Below are 16,384 nucleotides of genomic sequence, written 5' to 3'. Positions count from 1 at the left end.
TCTGAGCGCTTCTCTGAACGCTCCGCCGATCAGGACCGTGCAGCGCGCTTGCGCTCGTTCTCGGTCAGGTGGCGCTTGCGCAAGCGCACAGACTTGGGCGTGATCTCGACCAGTTCATCGTCCTCGATGAATTCCACGCCGTATTCCAGCGTCAGGTCGATCGGGGGCGTGATCTTGATCGCGTCTTCCTTGCCAGAGACACGGAAGTTGGTCAGCTGCTTGGTGCGCGTGGCGTTCACGATCAGGTCATTGTCGCGGCTGTGAATGCCCACGATCATGCCTTCGTACACGGGGTCGTTCGCCTTCACGAACATGCGGCCACGGTCGTCCAGCTTGCCCAGGGCGTAGGTGAAGATTTCACCATCGTCCATGGAGATCAGCACACCGTTCTTGCGGCCACCGATGTCGCCCTTGTGCGGCTCGTAGCTGTCGAAGATGTTGGAGATCAGGCCGGAACCACGTGTCAGGTTCAGGAATTCGTTGGTGAAACCGATCAGGCCACGTGCGGGGATGCGGTATTCGAGGCGTACGCGGCCACGGCCGTCGGACTCCATGTTCACCAGCTCGCCCTTGCGCTCGCCCAGGGCCTGCATCACGCCGCCCTGGTGGCCTTCTTCGATGTCCACCGTCACCAGCTCGATAGGCTCGTGCTTCACGCCGTCGATGTCCTTGAACACCACGCGGGGCTTGGACACGGCCAGCTCGTAGCCTTCACGGCGCATGTTTTCCAAGAGGATGGTCAGGTGCAGTTCACCCCGGCCCATCACTTCGAAGATACCTTCTTCATCGGTCTCGGACACGCGCAGGGCCACGTTGTGCTGCAGCTCCTTTTGCAGACGGTCCCAGATCTGGCGGCTGGTTACGAACTTGCCTTCGCGGCCGGCCAGGGGCGAGGTGTTCACGCAGAAGTTCATGGTCAGCGTGGGCTCGTCCACCTTCAGCATGGGCAGCGGCGACGGGTTGGCGGGGTCGGTAACGGTCACGCCGATGCCGATGTCTTCGATGCCGTTGATCAGCACGATGTCGCCAGGGCCCGCCAGCGGCGTCTGCATGCGATCAAGGCCCTGGAAGGTCAGCACCTGGTTGACACGGCCCTTGACGGACTTGCCATCAGGGCCTTCCATGACGAGCACATCCTGGCCGGGCTTGATGGTGCCCTGGCTGATGCGGCCCACGCCGATGCGGCCCACAAAGGTGGAGAAGTCCAGCGCCGAAATCTGCAGTTGCAGCGGAGCGGCTGGGTCACCCGTGTTCGGTGGAACGTGCGAGAGGATCGTGTCGAACAGGGCCGACATGTCGGGACCCCACTGCTCGCCCGGCGCGCCTTCTTCCAGCGACGACCAGCCGTTGATGCCCGAGGCGTACACCACGGGGAAGTCGAGTTGTTCGTCGGTGGCACCGAGCTTGTCGAACAGGTCGAAAGCGGCATTCACCACCTTGTCGGGGTTGGCGCCGGGCTTGTCCACCTTGTTCACCACCAGGATGGGGCGCAGGCCCAGAGCCAGGGCCTTCTTGGTCACGAAACGCGTCTGGGGCATGGGGCCTTCTTGCGCGTCGATCAGCAGCACCACGCTGTCCACCATGGACAGCGCACGCTCCACTTCACCGCCGAAGTCCGCGTGGCCGGGGGTATCCACGATGTTGATGTGTGTGCCCTTCCAGCTCACGGCGCAGTTCTTGGCCAGGATGGTAATGCCACGCTCTTTTTCAATCGCGTTGTTGTCCATCACGGTGTCAACGACCTTTTCGTGGTCGGCGAAGGTGCCGGACTGGCGCAGCAGCTGGTCGACCATGGTGGTTTTGCCGTGGTCAACGTGGGCAATGATCGCGATGTTGCGGATTTGTTTCGTCGTCATAGTTTTTCCAATGTGCCGCTGGCTTGAGGGTGCGGCATGCCTTCCAAAATTTGTTGAATTTCCAGCGGACTCAGGAGCCTGTCCGGCACCAGCTCCCCGCCCACGATGTGGCCCACCCCCAGCAGTGCCGGAGGATTCTCGCCGAACACCGCCACGGCACTGGCATCGGGCCAGGTGCCACGGCGACGCACGCCCGACAGGAATCGGGCTGCATTCTCGCCGTCCAGCGTGACACGCACGTGTTGTGCCAGCAGCGACTCGGGCGCCTCCAGGCTGGCCAGGCGCTCCGCCTCCGGCATGGCTTCCAGCTGGGCAAGCGTGACGCAGCGCTCCACACCGATTCCACCCGTGTCGATGCGGCGCAAGAAGGTCAGGTGCGCGCCGCAACCCAGCGCCGCCCCGATGTCTTCGCCCAGCGTTCGGATGTAGGTGCCTTTGCTGCAAGTTACTATAATTTTAATAGCTGCTTGCGCTTTATCTGTCTGCGTCAGGGTCAGTTTTAATGCATGAATGACGACATCGCGCGCTTCACGCTCTACCGTGACACCTGCTCGCGCGTACTCGTACAGCGCCTTGCCGTCTTTCTTGAGCGCACTGTGCATCGGCGGCACCTGGCGAATAGGGCCGGTGAACTGCTCTTGCACGGCCGCAAGACGCTCAGGGGTCAGCTGTGCCAAGTCCACATCACAGCGTTGCACCACATCGCCTTCGGCGTCGCCGGTGGTGGTGGTGGTGCCCAGCAGTGCAACGGCTTCGTAGGTCTTGGGCGCATCCAGCTGCAGCTGGCTGAACTTGGTGGCCGCGCCAAAACACAGCGGCAACACGCCGGTGGCCAAGGGGTCCAGCGTGCCGGTATGGCCCGCCTTTTCGGCGCGCAAGAGCCATTTCGCCTTTTGCAAGGCGTCGTTGCTCGAAAGGCCGAGCGGTTTGTCGAGCAGCAACACCCCATGCACAGGGCGCCGCTGCACCCTGGTGCGAGGCGCGTGCATGGACTACTCCTCTTTTGCGCGGGAAGAAACTGCCTTGGCGATCAAGGCGTTCATGTCGGCCGCACGCTCGGAGGTGCGGTCGAACACAAAGTGCAGCGTGGGCACCGTGTGGATGTGCAGGCGCTTGAACAAGCCGTTGCGCAGGAAACCCGCAGCCTGGTTGAGCGCCGCCTGTGTCTCCACAGGGTCGCCCGTCAACAGGCTGAAGAACACCTTGGCATGTGCGTAGTCTGGAGTGACCTCCACACCCTGCAGCGTCACCATGCCCACACGCGGATCTTTCAACTCGCGCGCGATCAACTCCGTCAGATCGCGCTGGATCTGATCGGCGACCTTGAAGGCGCGGTTAGGGGTGGAAGATTTCTTCGCAGCCATGTCGTCGTCACCGATGCCTTACAGCGTCCGCGCGATTTCCTTGATGTCAAAGAATTCGAGGTGATCGCCTTCCTTGATGTCGTTGTAGTTCTTGAGCTTGATACCGCACTCAAAGCCTTCCTTGACATCCTTGACATCGTCCTTGAGGCGCTTGATCGAATCGACTTCGCCGGTGTAGACCACCACGTTGTCGCGCAGCAGGCGGAAGCGTGCGTTGCGATGGACCATGCCCGAAGTGATGTACGAACCGGCAATCGTGCCGATCTTGGTCGCAACGAACACCGTGCGGATCTCGGCGGTGCCGATGATCTCTTCGCGCTGCTCGGGGGCCAGCATGCCGGACATCGCCACACGCAGCTCGTCCACAGCGTCGTAAATGATGCTGTAGTAGTGCAGATCGACGCCATTGCCCTCGGCCAGCTTGCGCGCACCGGCATCGGCCCGCACGTTGAAGCCGATCACGATGGCCTTGGAGGCGATCGCCAGGTTGATGTCGGACTCGCTGATGGCGCCCACGGCGGCGTACACCAGCTGCACCTTGACTTCGTCGGTCGAGAGCTTGAGCAGCGACTGCGCCAGCGCTTCCTGCGAACCCTGTACATCGGCCTTGACGATGATGGGCAACATCTTCACTTCGCCCGCCGTCATGTCGGCAAACATGTTTTCCAGCTTGGCGGCCTGTTGCTTGGCCAGCTTGGTGTTGCGGAACTTGCCGGCACGGTAGGTCGCGATTTCGCGGGCACGGCGTTCGTCCGTGAGCACCATGAATTCGTCGCCGGCCTGCGGCACTTCCGTCAGACCCTGGATTTCCACCGGGATCGACGGGCCTGCTGTCTTGGCGACCTTGCCGTTTTCGTCCAGCATGGCGCGCACGCGGCCATAGGTCTGGCCAGCCAGCACAATGTCGCCCACCTTGAGCGTGCCGGACTGCACCAGCACCGTGGCCACAGGGCCGCGGCCCTTGTCGAGCTGGGCTTCGATCACCAGACCCTTGGCCAGTGAATCGACCGGTGCCTTGAGTTCCAGCACTTCGGCCTGCAGCAGCACTTGCTCCAGCAGGGTGTCGATGCCCATGCCGGTCTTGGAAGACACCGGCACGAAAGGCGAATCGCCACCGTACTCTTCAGGCACCACCTCTTCGACCACCAGCTCCTGCTTGACGCGGTCGGGGTTGGCATCGGGCTTGTCGGCCTTGGTGATCGCCACCACGATAGGAACACCAGCCGCCTTGGCGTGCTTGATGGCTTCCTTGGTCTGGGGCATGACACCGTCATCGGCCGCCACCACCAGGATCACGATGTCCGTGGCCTGGGCACCACGGGCACGCATGGCCGTGAAGGCCTCGTGGCCCGGGGTGTCAAGGAACGACACCATGCCGCGTGGTGTTTCCACGTGGTAGGCACCGATGTGCTGCGTGATGCCACCGGCTTCACCCGCAGCCACCTTGGCGCGGCGAATGTAATCGAGCAGCGAGGTCTTGCCATGGTCCACGTGGCCCATGACGGTCACCACAGGAGCACGTGGCAACAATTCCACGTTCTGCTGGGTCGTATCGTCGTCGGTAAAGGCTTCTGGATCGTCCAGCGCTGCCACCACCGCCTTGTGGCCCAGCTCTTCCACCACGATCATGGCGGTGTCCTGGTCCAGCGGCTGGTTGATGGTGACCATCTGGCCCATCTTCATCAGTGCCTTGATCACTTCAGACGCCTTGATCGACATCTTGTGTGCCAGCTCTGCCACCGTGATGGTTTCGGGCACATGCACTTCAATGATGCGCGCCTCGACCGGTGCAGACTGCTGGTGATCGTCGCGATGGTCGCGGCTGTCGCCACGGCGGCCACGCGGGCCACCACGCCAGTTGTTGCGACCGACACCGCCGCTGCTGTCGCCACGGGTCTTGATTTCTTTTTTCTTGGCGGTGTCGTTGGCCCAGCTGGAGGACAGCTTGGCCGACTTCACTTCCTTGCCAGCGCCTGGCGCACCTGCGCCTGCCCCGGCAGTGGCGGGAGCGCCTGCGCGCGCCACACCGGTGCCAACAGCCGGCTTGTGCAGGGTGCCCTTCTTGGCATCCCCCACGGCAGCGGGCTTGGCCACTGGCTTGGGTTCTTCTGGCTTCTTGGCCACCATGACCGCCTTCTTGGGCGTGGCCATCATGGACCGGATCGCAGCAGCTTCCGCTTCGGCCTTGCGGCGACGGGCGTCCAGGTCAGCAGCGCGCGCGGTTTCCTCGTCGGCGCGTGCCTTGGATTCAGCGGCAGCCTTTTCGCGGGCTTCGGTTTGGGCTGCATTGCGTGCAGCGGCTTCGGCCGCTTGCTCGCGGGTGGCCTCCTGCTTGACAGCAGAGGCTTGTGCCTTCTTCTCGGCTTCCTGGGCGGCATAGGCGGCAGCGCGCTCTTCAGCTTCACGCTCGCGCTTCTCACGCGCTTCGCGCTCGGCACGCTTTTCGGCCAGCTCCGTCTCCTGGCGGCGGATCAGCTCGGCCTGGCGGCGCGCTTCTTCCTCGCGGCGGGACAGTTCCAGGTCTTCGCTGGAAACAGCGGCCTCTTCCGCAGCGGCGGGCGCGTGGGATTCGGCAGATGCCTCGGCACCTTCGTCGCGCTGGATGAACGTGCGCTTCTTGCGCACTTCCACCTGGATCGTGCGGGCCTTGCCCGTGGCATCCGCCTGCTTGATCTCGCTGGTGGACTTCTTCACCAGCGTGATCTTCTTGCGGTCGGCCGAAGCCGTGCCGTGGCTGGCCTGCAAATAAGCAAGCAGCTTTTGCTTGTCCGACTCGGTCAACGCGTCGGAAGGGGCGGCCTTGCCCACGCCCGCAGCTTTGAGCTGGTCGAGCAGGGTTTCAGGCGATTTTTTGAGTTCGGTTGCAAACTCGGCGACAGTATTACTGGACATATGTGGTTCGTGCCTCCCTGACCTTTACTCTTGCCCCGCGAACCAGTGTTCGCGCGCCTTCATGATCAAGGCTTTGGCATCTTCTTCAGACTGTCCGGTCAGGTCGGTCAGTTCATCAATGGCCAGATCGGCCAGGTCGTCACGTGTGTGCACACCGCCTTCAGCCAACTTGGCAATCAGCTCGGGGGTGAGGCCTTCGAGGTCGCGCAGGTCCTGGGAGACCTCTTCCACGCTTTCCTCACGGGCGATTTCCATCGTGAGCAGCGCATCCTTGGCACGGGCACGCAACTCGTTGACGGTGTCTTCGTCGAAGCTTTCGATCTCCAGCATTTCCTGCAGCGGCACATAGGCCACTTCTTCGAGGCTGTTGAAGCCTTCGGAGATCAGGATGTCGGCGATTTCCTCGTCCACATCGAGCTTTTCCATGAACAGCTTGCGGGCCGTGTCGGTCTCGTTGGCCTGCTTTTGCGCGCTTTCGGCGGCGTCCATGATGTTGATCTTCCAGCCGGTCAGATCGGACGCCAGACGCACGTTCTGACCACCACGGCCAATGGCGATGGCGAGATTTTCCTCGTCCACGACCACATCCATGGCGTGTTTTTCTTCATCGACCACGATGGAGGACACGTTGGCCGGGGCCAGGGCTCCGATCACAAACTGTGCGGGGTCTTCGGACCACAGCACGATGTCCACGCGTTCGCCAGCGAGTTCGTTGGTCACCGCATTGACGCGGGTGCCACGCACACCGACGCAAGTGCCAATGGGGTCCACGCGCTTGTCATGGCTCAGCACGGCGATCTTGGCGCGCGAGCCGGGGTCACGGGCGCAGGACTTGATTTCCAGCAGGCCTTGTTCGATCTCAGGCACTTCGTTGCGGAAGAGTTCGATCATGAACTCGGGGGCCGAGCGCGACAGGATGATGGGAGCGCCGCGCAGCGTCAGGTCCACTTCCATGATCATGGCGCGCACACGGTCGCCACTGCGCAGGTTTTCCTTCGGGATCATCTCGCCACGGCGCAGACGTCCTTCCACACGGCCGGATTCGACAATGATGTCACCCTTGTCCATGCGTTTGACGGTGCCGGTAAAGATTTTCTCGCCGCGCGACATGAAGTCGTTGAGCAGCATTTCACGCTCGGCGTCGCGGATCTTCTGCAGGATGACCTGCTTGGCAGCCATGGCGCCGATGCGGCCGATCGGCACGGACTCGACACCTTCTTCGATGTACTCGCCCACTTCGATGTCCGGAATGCGGTCCTTCGCATCCATCAGCAGCTCTTCGGCCTCGGGGTTTTGCAGGCCGGCATCATCGGGCACCACCAGCCAGCGACGGAAAGTCTCATAGTTGCCGCTGTCGCGATCTACGGACACGCGAATGTCCACCTCGCCCTGGTACAGCTTCTTGGTAGCCTGGGCCAGGGCCGACTCCACGGCGCCCAAGACCACATCACGCTCCACGTTCTTTTCGCGCGAAATGGCCTCAACCAACATCAACAATTCGCGATTCATGCGACGACTCTCCTGTTTCAATCACCCGAAGGCGGAGGCTGCGCGCGGCTGCCACCCACCCCAATTTTTCAGCAGCCACTCAGGCGGGTGCCGCCCCAGCCTTGCCTGCACGCCCCTTGAAATCCACGATGGGCGCCAGGCGCACATCCCGAACCTCGTCCAAGGTAAAGCCCAGCGCCTGCAATGGGGCGGGCACACGTTTCTTGCTGACCCTTTGACCTGGCTTGACCGGCGGCTCGTCACTCCAGACAATCTGCCACCCCCCAGCCTCGGCGCGCTCCAGCGTGCCGCGAAATTTCTTGCGGGTGGCATTGACCTGCCCCGCCGCCGCCGCAACGCCGATGGGCGCCTTCAGGGTGACGTCAATGACCGAACCCTCGAAGCGAACAAAGTCTTGCTCATGGCGCAGAGGGCGATCGATGCCGGGGGACGACACTTCGAGGCGCTTGTACTCGACGCCATCGACCTCCAGCGCAAACTGCAGCTGGCGCGTGACCTTCTCGCAATCCTCGACGGTCACGAACTGATCAATCACGGGCTGGGGCGCATCAGCGGCCGGCTGCACCCAGGACAAGTCGATGGTGACGCGCAGCAAACCGCCAGCGGAGCGTTCGATCTCCACCAGGTCATACCCCAGGCCCGTCACAATTTGTTCAACGACTTGCTGCAATGCCACGTGTTCAGTTCAATCCCGGAAAAACAAAAAACCCGATAACCCCCGGAGACTCTTCCCCGACAGCTTCGAGCTCCAAAAGCGTTCGACCAAAAAAAACGGGCGGTTGGTACCCGCCCGTTTGGTCGTGAGAGTCGTATTGTAGCGCGCAAAGTGTTGATTTGCAAAGGCGCGGACGGGCAAAACTGTTGTCAACGCGCCCAGGCCAGTGTGCATGCGGCCTGCCGGACGATGTGGTGCCAAAACGGCACCTGGCGCTTATCCAATCGGCGCGAGCAGCTATGACAGTGATAGCGGCTGCAGCAGCTCAGCCAGATCGCCCTCGGTGAACAGCGGCTCCTTGCGTGCAGCGGAGTCGCTGTACAGACTGCCCGCCAGCTGCGCCTTGCGCTCCTGCAGCGCCAAAATTCGCTCTTCAATCGTGCCCTGCGCCACCAGTTTGATCACCCATACGCTCTGTGTCTGTCCAATGCGGTGGGCGCGGTCGGTGGCCTGGTTTTCCACCGCCGGGTTCCACCAGGGGTCGTAGTGAATCACCGTGTCGGCCTGCGGCAGGTTCAGCCCCACCCCGCCCGCCTTCAGGCTGATCAAAAACAGCGGCACCTGCCCGCTGGTGAACTGTTCGATGATCGCGTCGCGCTTCTGGCTCTGCCCCGTGAGCTTGACCCAGGGCAGGTTGCGTTTTTTCAGCTCGGCCTCGATCAGCGTGAGCATGCTGGTGAACTGCGAGAACAGCAAAATGCGCCGCCCCTCGGCCAGCATCTCGGGCAGCAGCGCCATCAGCTGGTCCAGCTTGGCCGATGTCTTGACCTTTTTGGCGGCATCTAGCGGCACAAGTTGCGGGTGGCAGCACACCTGGCGCAGCTTGAGCAGCGCATCGAGGATGGTGATCTGCGACTTGGCCAGCCCCTTGGTCTGCAAGGCTTCGCGCACGGTTTTTTCCATACCCAGGCGGATGGTTTCGTACAGATCGGCCTGCGTGCCGGTCAGTTCCACGGGCATCACCGACTCGACCTTGGGCGGCAGCTCGCCCGCCACCAGGGCCTTGGTCCTGCGCAGCATAAAAGGCGTGATGCGCGAGCGCAGCTGCGCCATGCGCGCGCCGTCGCCCTGCTTTTCGATGGGCGTGCGAAACACCTCCTTGAAGCGTGTCTGACTGCCCAGAAAACCTGGCATCAAAAAGTGAAACAGGCTCCAGATCTCGCCCAGGTGGTTTTCCATGGGCGTGCCCGACAGGCACAGCCGGTGGCGCGCCTGCAGCTGGCTGACCACCTGCGCGGCATGCGTGCTGGCGTTCTTGATGTTCTGCGCTTCATCCAGCACCACCAGGTGCCACTGGTGCGCCAACCAGCGCTCGCGGTCGCGCTGCAGCAGCGAATACGGGGCAATGACCAGGTCATGCTCGGTGACTGTATCTGCCATGCCGTGTCGGCCGGCGCCATGCAGCACCAGACAACGCAGCCCAGGGCAAAAGCGGGCCGCCTCGCGCTGCCAGTTGCCCATGAGGCTCACGGGTGCAATGACCAGCGCAGGTGCGGTCAGCCGCCCCGCGTCTTTTTCGACCTGGATGTGTGCCAGGGTCTGCAGCGTCTTGCCCAGGCCCATGTCGTCGGCCAGCACCCCGGCCAGTCCGTGGGCACTCAGAAACTGCAGCCAGTTCAGCCCCTGCTGCTGGTACGGCCGCAAGGTGGCCCGCACGCTGGCGGGCAAAGGCACCTCCGGCAAGGCGCCAACGCCCTGCAACTGAGCCACCATGGCGCGCAAGGCATCGGCGCCCTGCCACACCGCGCCCTCGCCCAACGCGGCGCTGGTGCGCAGCGCGTCCATGCGCGAGAGCTTGAGGCTCTCGCCCCTGAAATCGTGCGCGCGGTCGCCCACCAGGTCCAGCAAGGCGGCCATCCAGGGGCGCAGCGCGTCGGTCGGCACCCGCACAAAACCCGATGTACCCACACCCCGCAGGTAAGCAAACGGCGGCAGCTGCGGCTGTCCAGTGACGGGGTCGGGCGGCTGCTGGGCGGCAGCGGCGATCAGCAGGGGCAGCAACGGCAGGATGTTGTGGCGCACGCCGTTGATTTCCATGCCCAGCGACAGCGCAAACCAGGGCGATGTGGCCTCATCTTCGCCACTGGGTTGCAGTGACACGTCCAGCGTGTCGGCATGGGTGATCCAGCCGTCCAGCGCCGCGTCCTGCCTAAGCACAAAACCGGCCTCGCGCAACACAGAAAACCCGTTGTCAAACCAGTGCATCCAGTCGTCCTGCGATTCCTCGCCGGGGATGCCGAACAGGCCATCGTCGGTGGCCAGCAGGCCCAGGTCCATCAGGCGTTCAATGGCATCCAGCTCGGCCGCCGCGTCGCGCTGCAGCAGCACCTGACTGCCGTCGGCGCCAGTCACCAGCACACTCAGGTCCTGCCCGGCCCACCAGCCCACATGGCCCTGGTAGTCAAAGCGCAACTGGGCGGTGATGAGGCCCAGGCCCGGCACATCGGCTTCGGGCACGGGCGCCAGGTGCAGGCGCGCCACGGGCCTGACGCCCTGCACGCGTGTGAGAGGGCTGAGCACCGGCGGCAGCGGCAGCATGCCCCCAAGGCGGCTCGCCACCTCGGCATGGTGTTTTTGCAGCGCGGCGGCGGCGAGCGGAGGCGCCTGCAGCAACAGTTCCAGTTGTTCGGGGCTCAACCCCTCGGCCGACACGGGGCCGCACAGGCCCTGGGCGACATCGAGGTACAGGGGCGGGTGGTTAGCACACAGCGTGGCGCTGGGGCTGGGCAGGCGGGCCTGCAAGGTCCAGGCGTTGTCGCCACCGTCGCCACCACCGGACGCGACTTTTTCTTTCCAGGCCCAGGCAATGGGCAGCGGATCGCCCCAGCGCAGCGGCACGCCCACCGTGGAGCCGCCTGCATCCACAAACAGACGCCCCGTGGCAGCCGCCTGCTGCAGTGCCAGCAGGCCTACAGCTCCCTCCAGCACACCCGTCGGCGCGCCGCTGTAGGCCGAGTAGTAGCCCACGCTGCGCGGCATGGCACGCAGCAGTTGCAGCAGCTGGCGGTCCGCATCCGTGGCGCGGTCATACACCGCCTGGCCGGGTCCAGGTTGGGTCCGGACGGCCTTGGGCTTGGCCCAGCCGCCGGTGAGCTTGGGGTAGGACACCACGGCCTCGATCTGCAGCTGTGGCGCGCCATTGCGCAGGCGCCCGATGGTGGAGAGCAGGTAGAGGTAACACTCCGGCCGGTCTGCCCGCGCGCCAGCCAGTGGCGGCGCGGCGTTGTCTGCCGCCAGATCCCAGTCGTTCAGCCAACGCACCAGGCGGGCCTCGGCCTCTGCGCGGGCCTGGGCGGCAACGCGCTCCTGCATAGCCTGCAGCGCTTGCGCGGCCTGCGCTGTAGGGGGCGAACGGGGGGCAGGCTCTGCGCCTGGGCGCATGTCCAGGGCCTTCAGCGTCAGGGCTACGGCGTGTTTGCAGTCTTCGCCCACCGGGCAGGTGCATTCGCCCGTCCAGGAGCGGACCTGGCCGTTGGGCGCCAGCACCAGCTCTACCGACAGCGCGTACGGCTCGGGTTGGGTGCCCTGCACTTCGCCGCCGATGCGCCAGACGCCTTTGCCTTCCTCTTCAACGTCGATGCGGACGACGGCGGACTGCCGGAAAAGTCCCATACCGCGCGACCATGCGCCTTGGTCGCAGTGGGCCTGCAGCGAGCTGAGGGAAAAGGACGGAGCAGTGGGGGAAGACACAAATAAAAGCGGAAAGTGGCCCTAGCGCTTTACTATCAAGCGCTAGCAGCTACTAAAAAATGAGCATTGAGTGAGTATTTAGAACGCGACGCTTACCGGCTGCGCGCGGCGCGCACGCGCTCAAAAACGCCCTGGGCCTCGCTGCCCGCCCCTGCGCTGCCAGGGGCAGCCTGTAGGCTGGCCAGCAGCCGGGCCAGCACGGGCGCCTGGGGCAGCAAGGGGCCCAGGAACAGCGCGCGCTGGCCGTCGGCAATCAGCAGGGTTGGAAAGGTTTCCACGTCCAGGTCGCCAGCCAGATCGGACTCGTCTTCGATGTCCACCCATTCAAAACGCACCTCCGGATGCGCGCGGGCCAATTCGTTGAACAGGGGGCGGTAGATGCCACAGGTGCCACACCACGCAGCGCACAAGCACACGGCCCACCAGCCACCGGGCGTGGCGGCCGCAGGGCTTGGGGGGGTGGACGGGGGCAGTGCGGCGGGGCTGGACATCAAACGGGCTCCTGGGGCTGGCGTGGCGGGAGCCCTGTGAAAACAGCAGGCCCCGCGCTACAAACCGCGTCGTTCGCGGGCGCGGTAAACCTCGATGGTACCCACACCCGGCGCCTGGTTGCCCCAGCTGTTGCGCACAAAGGTCGTCACCGCCGCCACGTCCTCGTCGGACAGAAACTGCTGGAACGGTGGCATGCCATGCGGGCGCGGGTTGCCCGCCGTGGCAGGCAGGTAGCCACCCTGCAGCACCACACGCACCAGGTTGGTGGGGTCGGCCAGCGTGACGGCGCGGTTGCCCGCCAGCGCGGGGAAGGCGCCGAGCTCGCCCTGCCCCTGGTCGCCGTGGCATTGGGCGCAGTGCTGTTCGTACACCTTGGCGCCGCGCGCCAGGGCGCTGGCCGGGGGCGCGGCCCCGGCAGCAGGCACTTTGTGTTCTTGCTGCGGCAGCACCTGCAGATACACCGCCATGGCACGCGCATCGGTATCGCTCAGATACTGCGTGCTGCGGAACACCACCTCGGCCATGGGCCCCAGCACTGAGCCCTGCGGGGCCACGCCGGTTTTCAGCAAGGCCACCACGTCGTCGGTCGCCCACTCCTTCACGCCCGCCTCATGCGCGGCATTGAGCGCAGGGGCATACCAGTTCTGCACCGGGATCAGCCCGCCGGTAAAGGCCTTGGCGTCGGTGGAGGCGCCCAATGCGTTGCGCGGCGTGTGGCAGGCGGTGCAATGGCCCAGGCCGTTGACCAGGTAAGCGCCCCGGTTGTATTCAGCCGACTGCGTGGGTTCGGGTTGAGGCGCCCCGGGCGTGAAGAACAGCGCCCGCCAAACACCCAGCGCCGCCTGCGTGTTGTACGGAAAACGCAGCGCGTGGTCGCGGTTGGCTTCAGCGGCGGCGGGCAGGCTGTGCAGGTAGGCAAAGACGGCGTCCGAATCCTCGCGCGTCACCTGCGTGTAGTTGGGGTATGGAAAGGCCGGATACAACAGCCGCCCGTCCTTGCTGCGGCCGTGGTGCATGGCGCGCCAGAACTCGGCAGAGGTCCAGCTGCCAATGCCATGCGATTTGTCGGGCGTGAGGTTGGAGCTGTGCACCACACCAAACGGCGTCTCGATGCCGCGGCCGCCCGCAAACGGCGCACCGCCCTGCGTGGTGTGGCAGGCCATGCAGTTGCCCACGCGGGCCAGGTACTCGCCACGCTGAATCAATTCAGGTGTGCTCTGCAGTGTTTCGCCAGCGGGCATAGGCTCTTCGCCGCGCAAGTTCAGGCTGATCAGCAGTGCTGCCGCAATGCCCAACGCGGCCAGAATGGAAGAGATCGTCCAGAGGATGCGTTTCATCGGTGCATCCCTTCTCAACGTGCAGCCGCAGCGGCCACGGGCACTTCGGCCACACCACCGCAGCGCGCGGGCATCGCAGCGGGCAAGGTGCGGGCGGGCTTGCCCCCCGCCACCACGGGCTGGGCGGCCAACCAGGCCGAGACAGCACTCACATCGTCGGGCGTGAGCTGGCGGGCAATGTAGGCCATGCAGTCGGGCAGATGCGCCCGGCGCTGGCCGGTCTTCCAGGCACCCAGCTGGCTGTTGAGGTAGTCGCGCGGCAGGCCTAGCAGGCCGGGTATGGACGGGGTCACACCCGTCATGGCTGCGCCATGGCAGGCCACGCAGGCGGGGATGTTGCGGGCCCCATCCCCCCCTTGCACCAGCTTGCGGCCTTGCTCCAGCACAGCGGCGGGCGCTTGTGGTGCGGGCGGCGGCGGGTAAGGCAAGTCCAGCGCTGCAAAGTGCTCGGCCATCTCGCGCAGGTAGTCGTCGGTCAGGTGTTCAATCAGGTAAGTCATCTGCGGGTAGCTGCGCCGCCCGTCCCGAAAGTTGAGCAGTTGGTTGGCCAGGTAGCCCGCCGGTTTGCCCGCAATGCGCGGAAAGTACCCATCTGGCGTGGCCCGGCCCTCTTTGCCGTGGCACGCGGTACAGGCCAGCACGCGCGAGGACATGGACGACACGGGCACCGTGGCCGCAGGGGTGGCAGGAGGCGTGCTGGCGGGCACCGTCTGGGCCGCAGCGCCAGCCGTCAACGCCAGCGCCACCAGGGCAGCCGCGCCGGGTGCGGAAAAAACAGGGCGCAGCAAGCCGCGCAGGCAATCGATCATGGGGATTTTTCCGTGGGGAAACGGTCGGCGGGCACCTACAAGCCGTGCGCTCGGGGCATGCACCAACACAAGCCGACACTCTACGCCCAGCGGCAAAAACAGTACAGATTCAGTTTCCTGTTAAAAATACAGATCAGTTTGACAAGCAGCCAGCCCCACCACCCCAATGAAACGCTACGAACGCCACGCTGACACCATCGCGCAGCTCATCCACAGCGGCGCGCTGCGGCCTGGCGACCGCGTGCCTTCGGTGCGCGAGGCCAGCCGCACGCGGGGCATCAGCCCGTCCACCGTGTTCGAGGCGTATTACCTGCTGGAGGCACAGGGCCTCATCCACGCCCGCCCGCGCTCGGGCTACTACGTGAGCGCCCGGCTGCCCAGTACGGCCGAGGCCCGCCCCGCCGAGCCCCTGCCCTCGCAGCCCGCCGCCACCTCCACCGGCGTGGCCATCAGCGACCTGGTGTTCGAAGTGCTGGGCCTGGCCCGTGACCGCGACCTGGTACCGCTGGGCTCTGCCTTCCCGGGGCTGGAGCTGTTTCCGCTGGACCGCCTGGCGCGGTGCCTGGCCAGCGGCATGCGCAAGCTCGACCCGTGGAACATCGTGCAAAGCCTGCCACCGGGTGACGAACGCCTGCGCCAGCAGATCGCACTGCGCTATGGCCTGCACGGCATGGCGGTGGATGTGGAAGAAATCATCATCACCAACGGCGCGATGGAGGCGCTCAACCTCTGCCTGGAGGCCGTCACCCAGCCGGGCGATGTGGTGGTGGTCGAATCGCCCACCTTTTACGCCGCGCTGCAGGCCCTGGAGCGGCTGAACCTGCAGGCGCTGGAAATCGCCACCCACCCGCGCGACGGCATTGACCTGGCCGCGCTGGCCGAGGCGCTGGAGCGCCAGCCCCCCCACCAGCACATCAAGGCCTGCTGGCTCATGCCCAGCTTTCAAAACCCTCTGGGTAGCCTGATGCCGGAGGGAAAAAAGAGCGAACTGGTCGCCCTGCTTGCCCGCCACGGCGTGCCGCTGATCGAGGACGACGTGTATGGCGAACTGCACTACGGCCCCCAGCGCCCGCCGCCTGCCAAGGCGTTTGATGGCACGGGGCTGGTCATGCACTGCAGCTCGTTCAGCAAAAGCCTGGCGCCCGGCTACCGCGTGGGCTGGGTGGCGGCGGGCCGCTTTGCCACGGCGGTGCAACGGCTCAAGCTGATGACCACGCTATCAGCCGCCACACCTTCGCAGCAGGCGCTTTCCGAATACCTGGCCCAGGGCGGCTACGACCGGCACCTGCGCGCGCTGCGCCGCAGCCTGGAACAGCAGCAGGCGATTGCGCTGGAGGCGGTGGCCAAGCACTTCCCGCGGGGCACGCGCGTGTCGCGGCCCGAGGGGGGCTACTTTTTGTGGGCAGAGCTTCCGCAGGAGGTCGATGCACTGGCGCTGCATCGCCAGGCACTCGCGCAGGGCATCAGCCTGGCGCCCGGGCAGATTTTTTCGGCCGACCGGCGTTTTGCGCACTGCGTGCGCATCAACTACGGGCACCCGGCACACGACCGCCTGCAACCCGCCCTGGAATGCGTGGGCCGCCTGGCCACTGTGCTGGCGGCCGAGGGTGCGCGCACACCCCCTGGTGAGCGCACCAACAACTCAAATCTATAGAGCGGCGACGCAGCACAACCTGTCCGGCACAGACACGGGCCTGAGCCAGGGCGAAAACAAAAAAGC

Annotated in this window: 11 protein-coding genes; 1 reads left to right on the top strand and 10 read right to left on the bottom strand. The window is 64.9% G+C overall.

The window, feature by feature from the left end:
- Nucleotides 1-29 precede the first annotated feature (29 nt).
- The 10 genes from typA to LPA35_RS17815 all read right to left on the bottom strand — a co-directional run bounded on the left by typA (nucleotide 30) and on the right by LPA35_RS17815 (nucleotide 14,664).
- The gene (typA, locus tag LPA35_RS17860; RefSeq protein WP_055398157.1) at nucleotides 30-1,856 is read right to left on the bottom strand and encodes a translational GTPase TypA; all 1,827 of its coding nucleotides are present in this window, start codon (nucleotides 1,854-1,856) and stop codon (nucleotides 30-32) included.
- The gene (gene truB, locus LPA35_RS17855; RefSeq protein ID WP_121420484.1) at nucleotides 1,853-2,845 is read right to left on the bottom strand and encodes a tRNA pseudouridine(55) synthase TruB; all 993 of its coding nucleotides are present in this window, start codon (nucleotides 2,843-2,845) and stop codon (nucleotides 1,853-1,855) included. The genes typA and truB overlap by 4 nt, the downstream gene beginning before the upstream one ends.
- Nucleotides 2,846-2,848: 3 nt before the next feature.
- A complete protein-coding gene (gene rbfA / locus LPA35_RS17850) occupies nucleotides 2,849-3,220 on the bottom strand; it encodes a 30S ribosome-binding factor RbfA (protein ID WP_010458038.1) in 372 nt (123 codons plus the stop codon).
- An 18-nt stretch (nucleotides 3,221-3,238) separates the two neighbouring features.
- Nucleotides 3,239-6,112 (bottom strand): translation initiation factor IF-2, encoded by a 2,874-nt coding sequence (gene infB / locus LPA35_RS17845; RefSeq protein WP_121506026.1) that lies wholly within the window; start codon nucleotides 6,110-6,112, stop codon nucleotides 3,239-3,241.
- Between the two features lie 24 nt (nucleotides 6,113-6,136).
- A complete protein-coding gene (gene nusA / locus LPA35_RS17840) occupies nucleotides 6,137-7,621 on the bottom strand; it encodes a transcription termination factor NusA (RefSeq protein ID WP_121420486.1) in 1,485 nt (494 codons plus the stop codon).
- A gap of 79 nt (nucleotides 7,622-7,700) precedes the next feature.
- Nucleotides 7,701-8,297, bottom strand: a complete 597-nt coding sequence (gene rimP, locus LPA35_RS17835; RefSeq protein ID WP_121420487.1) for a ribosome maturation factor RimP — start codon at nucleotides 8,295-8,297, stop codon at nucleotides 7,701-7,703.
- A 276-nt stretch (nucleotides 8,298-8,573) separates the two neighbouring features.
- A complete protein-coding gene (locus LPA35_RS17830; protein WP_228897894.1) occupies nucleotides 8,574-11,948 on the bottom strand; it encodes a DEAD/DEAH box helicase in 3,375 nt (1,124 codons plus the stop codon).
- Between the two features lie 170 nt (nucleotides 11,949-12,118).
- On the bottom strand, nucleotides 12,119-12,517 hold the full coding sequence (locus tag LPA35_RS17825) for a thioredoxin family protein (RefSeq protein WP_228897892.1): 399 nt from the start codon (nucleotides 12,515-12,517) through the stop codon (nucleotides 12,119-12,121).
- A 57-nt stretch (nucleotides 12,518-12,574) separates the two neighbouring features.
- Nucleotides 12,575-13,855 (bottom strand): cytochrome c, encoded by a 1,281-nt coding sequence (locus tag LPA35_RS17820; RefSeq protein ID WP_228897889.1) that lies wholly within the window; start codon nucleotides 13,853-13,855, stop codon nucleotides 12,575-12,577.
- 14 nt (nucleotides 13,856-13,869) lie between these two features.
- Complete coding sequence (locus LPA35_RS17815; RefSeq protein ID WP_228897888.1) at nucleotides 13,870-14,664, bottom strand: c-type cytochrome; 795 nt, start codon at nucleotides 14,662-14,664, stop codon at nucleotides 13,870-13,872.
- A 166-nt stretch (nucleotides 14,665-14,830) separates the two neighbouring features.
- Here LPA35_RS17815 and LPA35_RS17810 point away from each other — a divergent pair, with 166 nt between their 5' ends.
- On the top strand, nucleotides 14,831-16,318 hold the full coding sequence (locus LPA35_RS17810; RefSeq protein WP_228897887.1) for a PLP-dependent aminotransferase family protein: 1,488 nt from the start codon (nucleotides 14,831-14,833) through the stop codon (nucleotides 16,316-16,318).
- Nucleotides 16,319-16,384 lie beyond the last annotated feature (66 nt).

It is taken from the genome of Acidovorax sp. Leaf73 (assembly GCF_916855635.1).
GTDB classification, from domain to species: domain Bacteria; phylum Pseudomonadota; class Gammaproteobacteria; order Burkholderiales; family Burkholderiaceae_C; genus Acidovorax; species Acidovorax facilis.
The sequence above is the reverse complement of the archived record's forward strand: the minus strand, read 5'-3'. Positions and strand labels throughout refer to the sequence as shown.

Coding starts and splice junctions, on each gene's coding strand:
- truB (WP_121420484.1), bottom strand. CDS start 2,845: ATGCACGCGCCTCGCACCAGGGTGCAGCGGCGCCCTGTGCATGGGGTG.
- LPA35_RS17825 (WP_228897892.1), bottom strand. CDS start 12,517: ATGTCCAGCCCCGCCGCACTGCCCCCGTCCACCCCCCCAAGCCCTGCG.
- infB (WP_121506026.1), bottom strand. CDS start 6,112: ATGTCCAGTAATACTGTCGCCGAGTTTGCAACCGAACTCAAAAAATCG.
- nusA (WP_121420486.1), bottom strand. CDS start 7,621: ATGAATCGCGAATTGTTGATGTTGGTTGAGGCCATTTCGCGCGAAAAG.
- LPA35_RS17830 (WP_228897894.1), bottom strand. CDS start 11,948: ATGGGACTTTTCCGGCAGTCCGCCGTCGTCCGCATCGACGTTGAAGAG.
- LPA35_RS17810 (WP_228897887.1), top strand. CDS start 14,831: ATGAAACGCTACGAACGCCACGCTGACACCATCGCGCAGCTCATCCAC.
- LPA35_RS17820 (WP_228897889.1), bottom strand. CDS start 13,855: ATGAAACGCATCCTCTGGACGATCTCTTCCATTCTGGCCGCGTTGGGC.
- typA (WP_055398157.1), bottom strand. CDS start 1,856: ATGACGACGAAACAAATCCGCAACATCGCGATCATTGCCCACGTTGAC.
- LPA35_RS17815 (WP_228897888.1), bottom strand. CDS start 14,664: ATGATCGATTGCCTGCGCGGCTTGCTGCGCCCTGTTTTTTCCGCACCC.
- rbfA (WP_010458038.1), bottom strand. CDS start 3,220: ATGGCTGCGAAGAAATCTTCCACCCCTAACCGCGCCTTCAAGGTCGCC.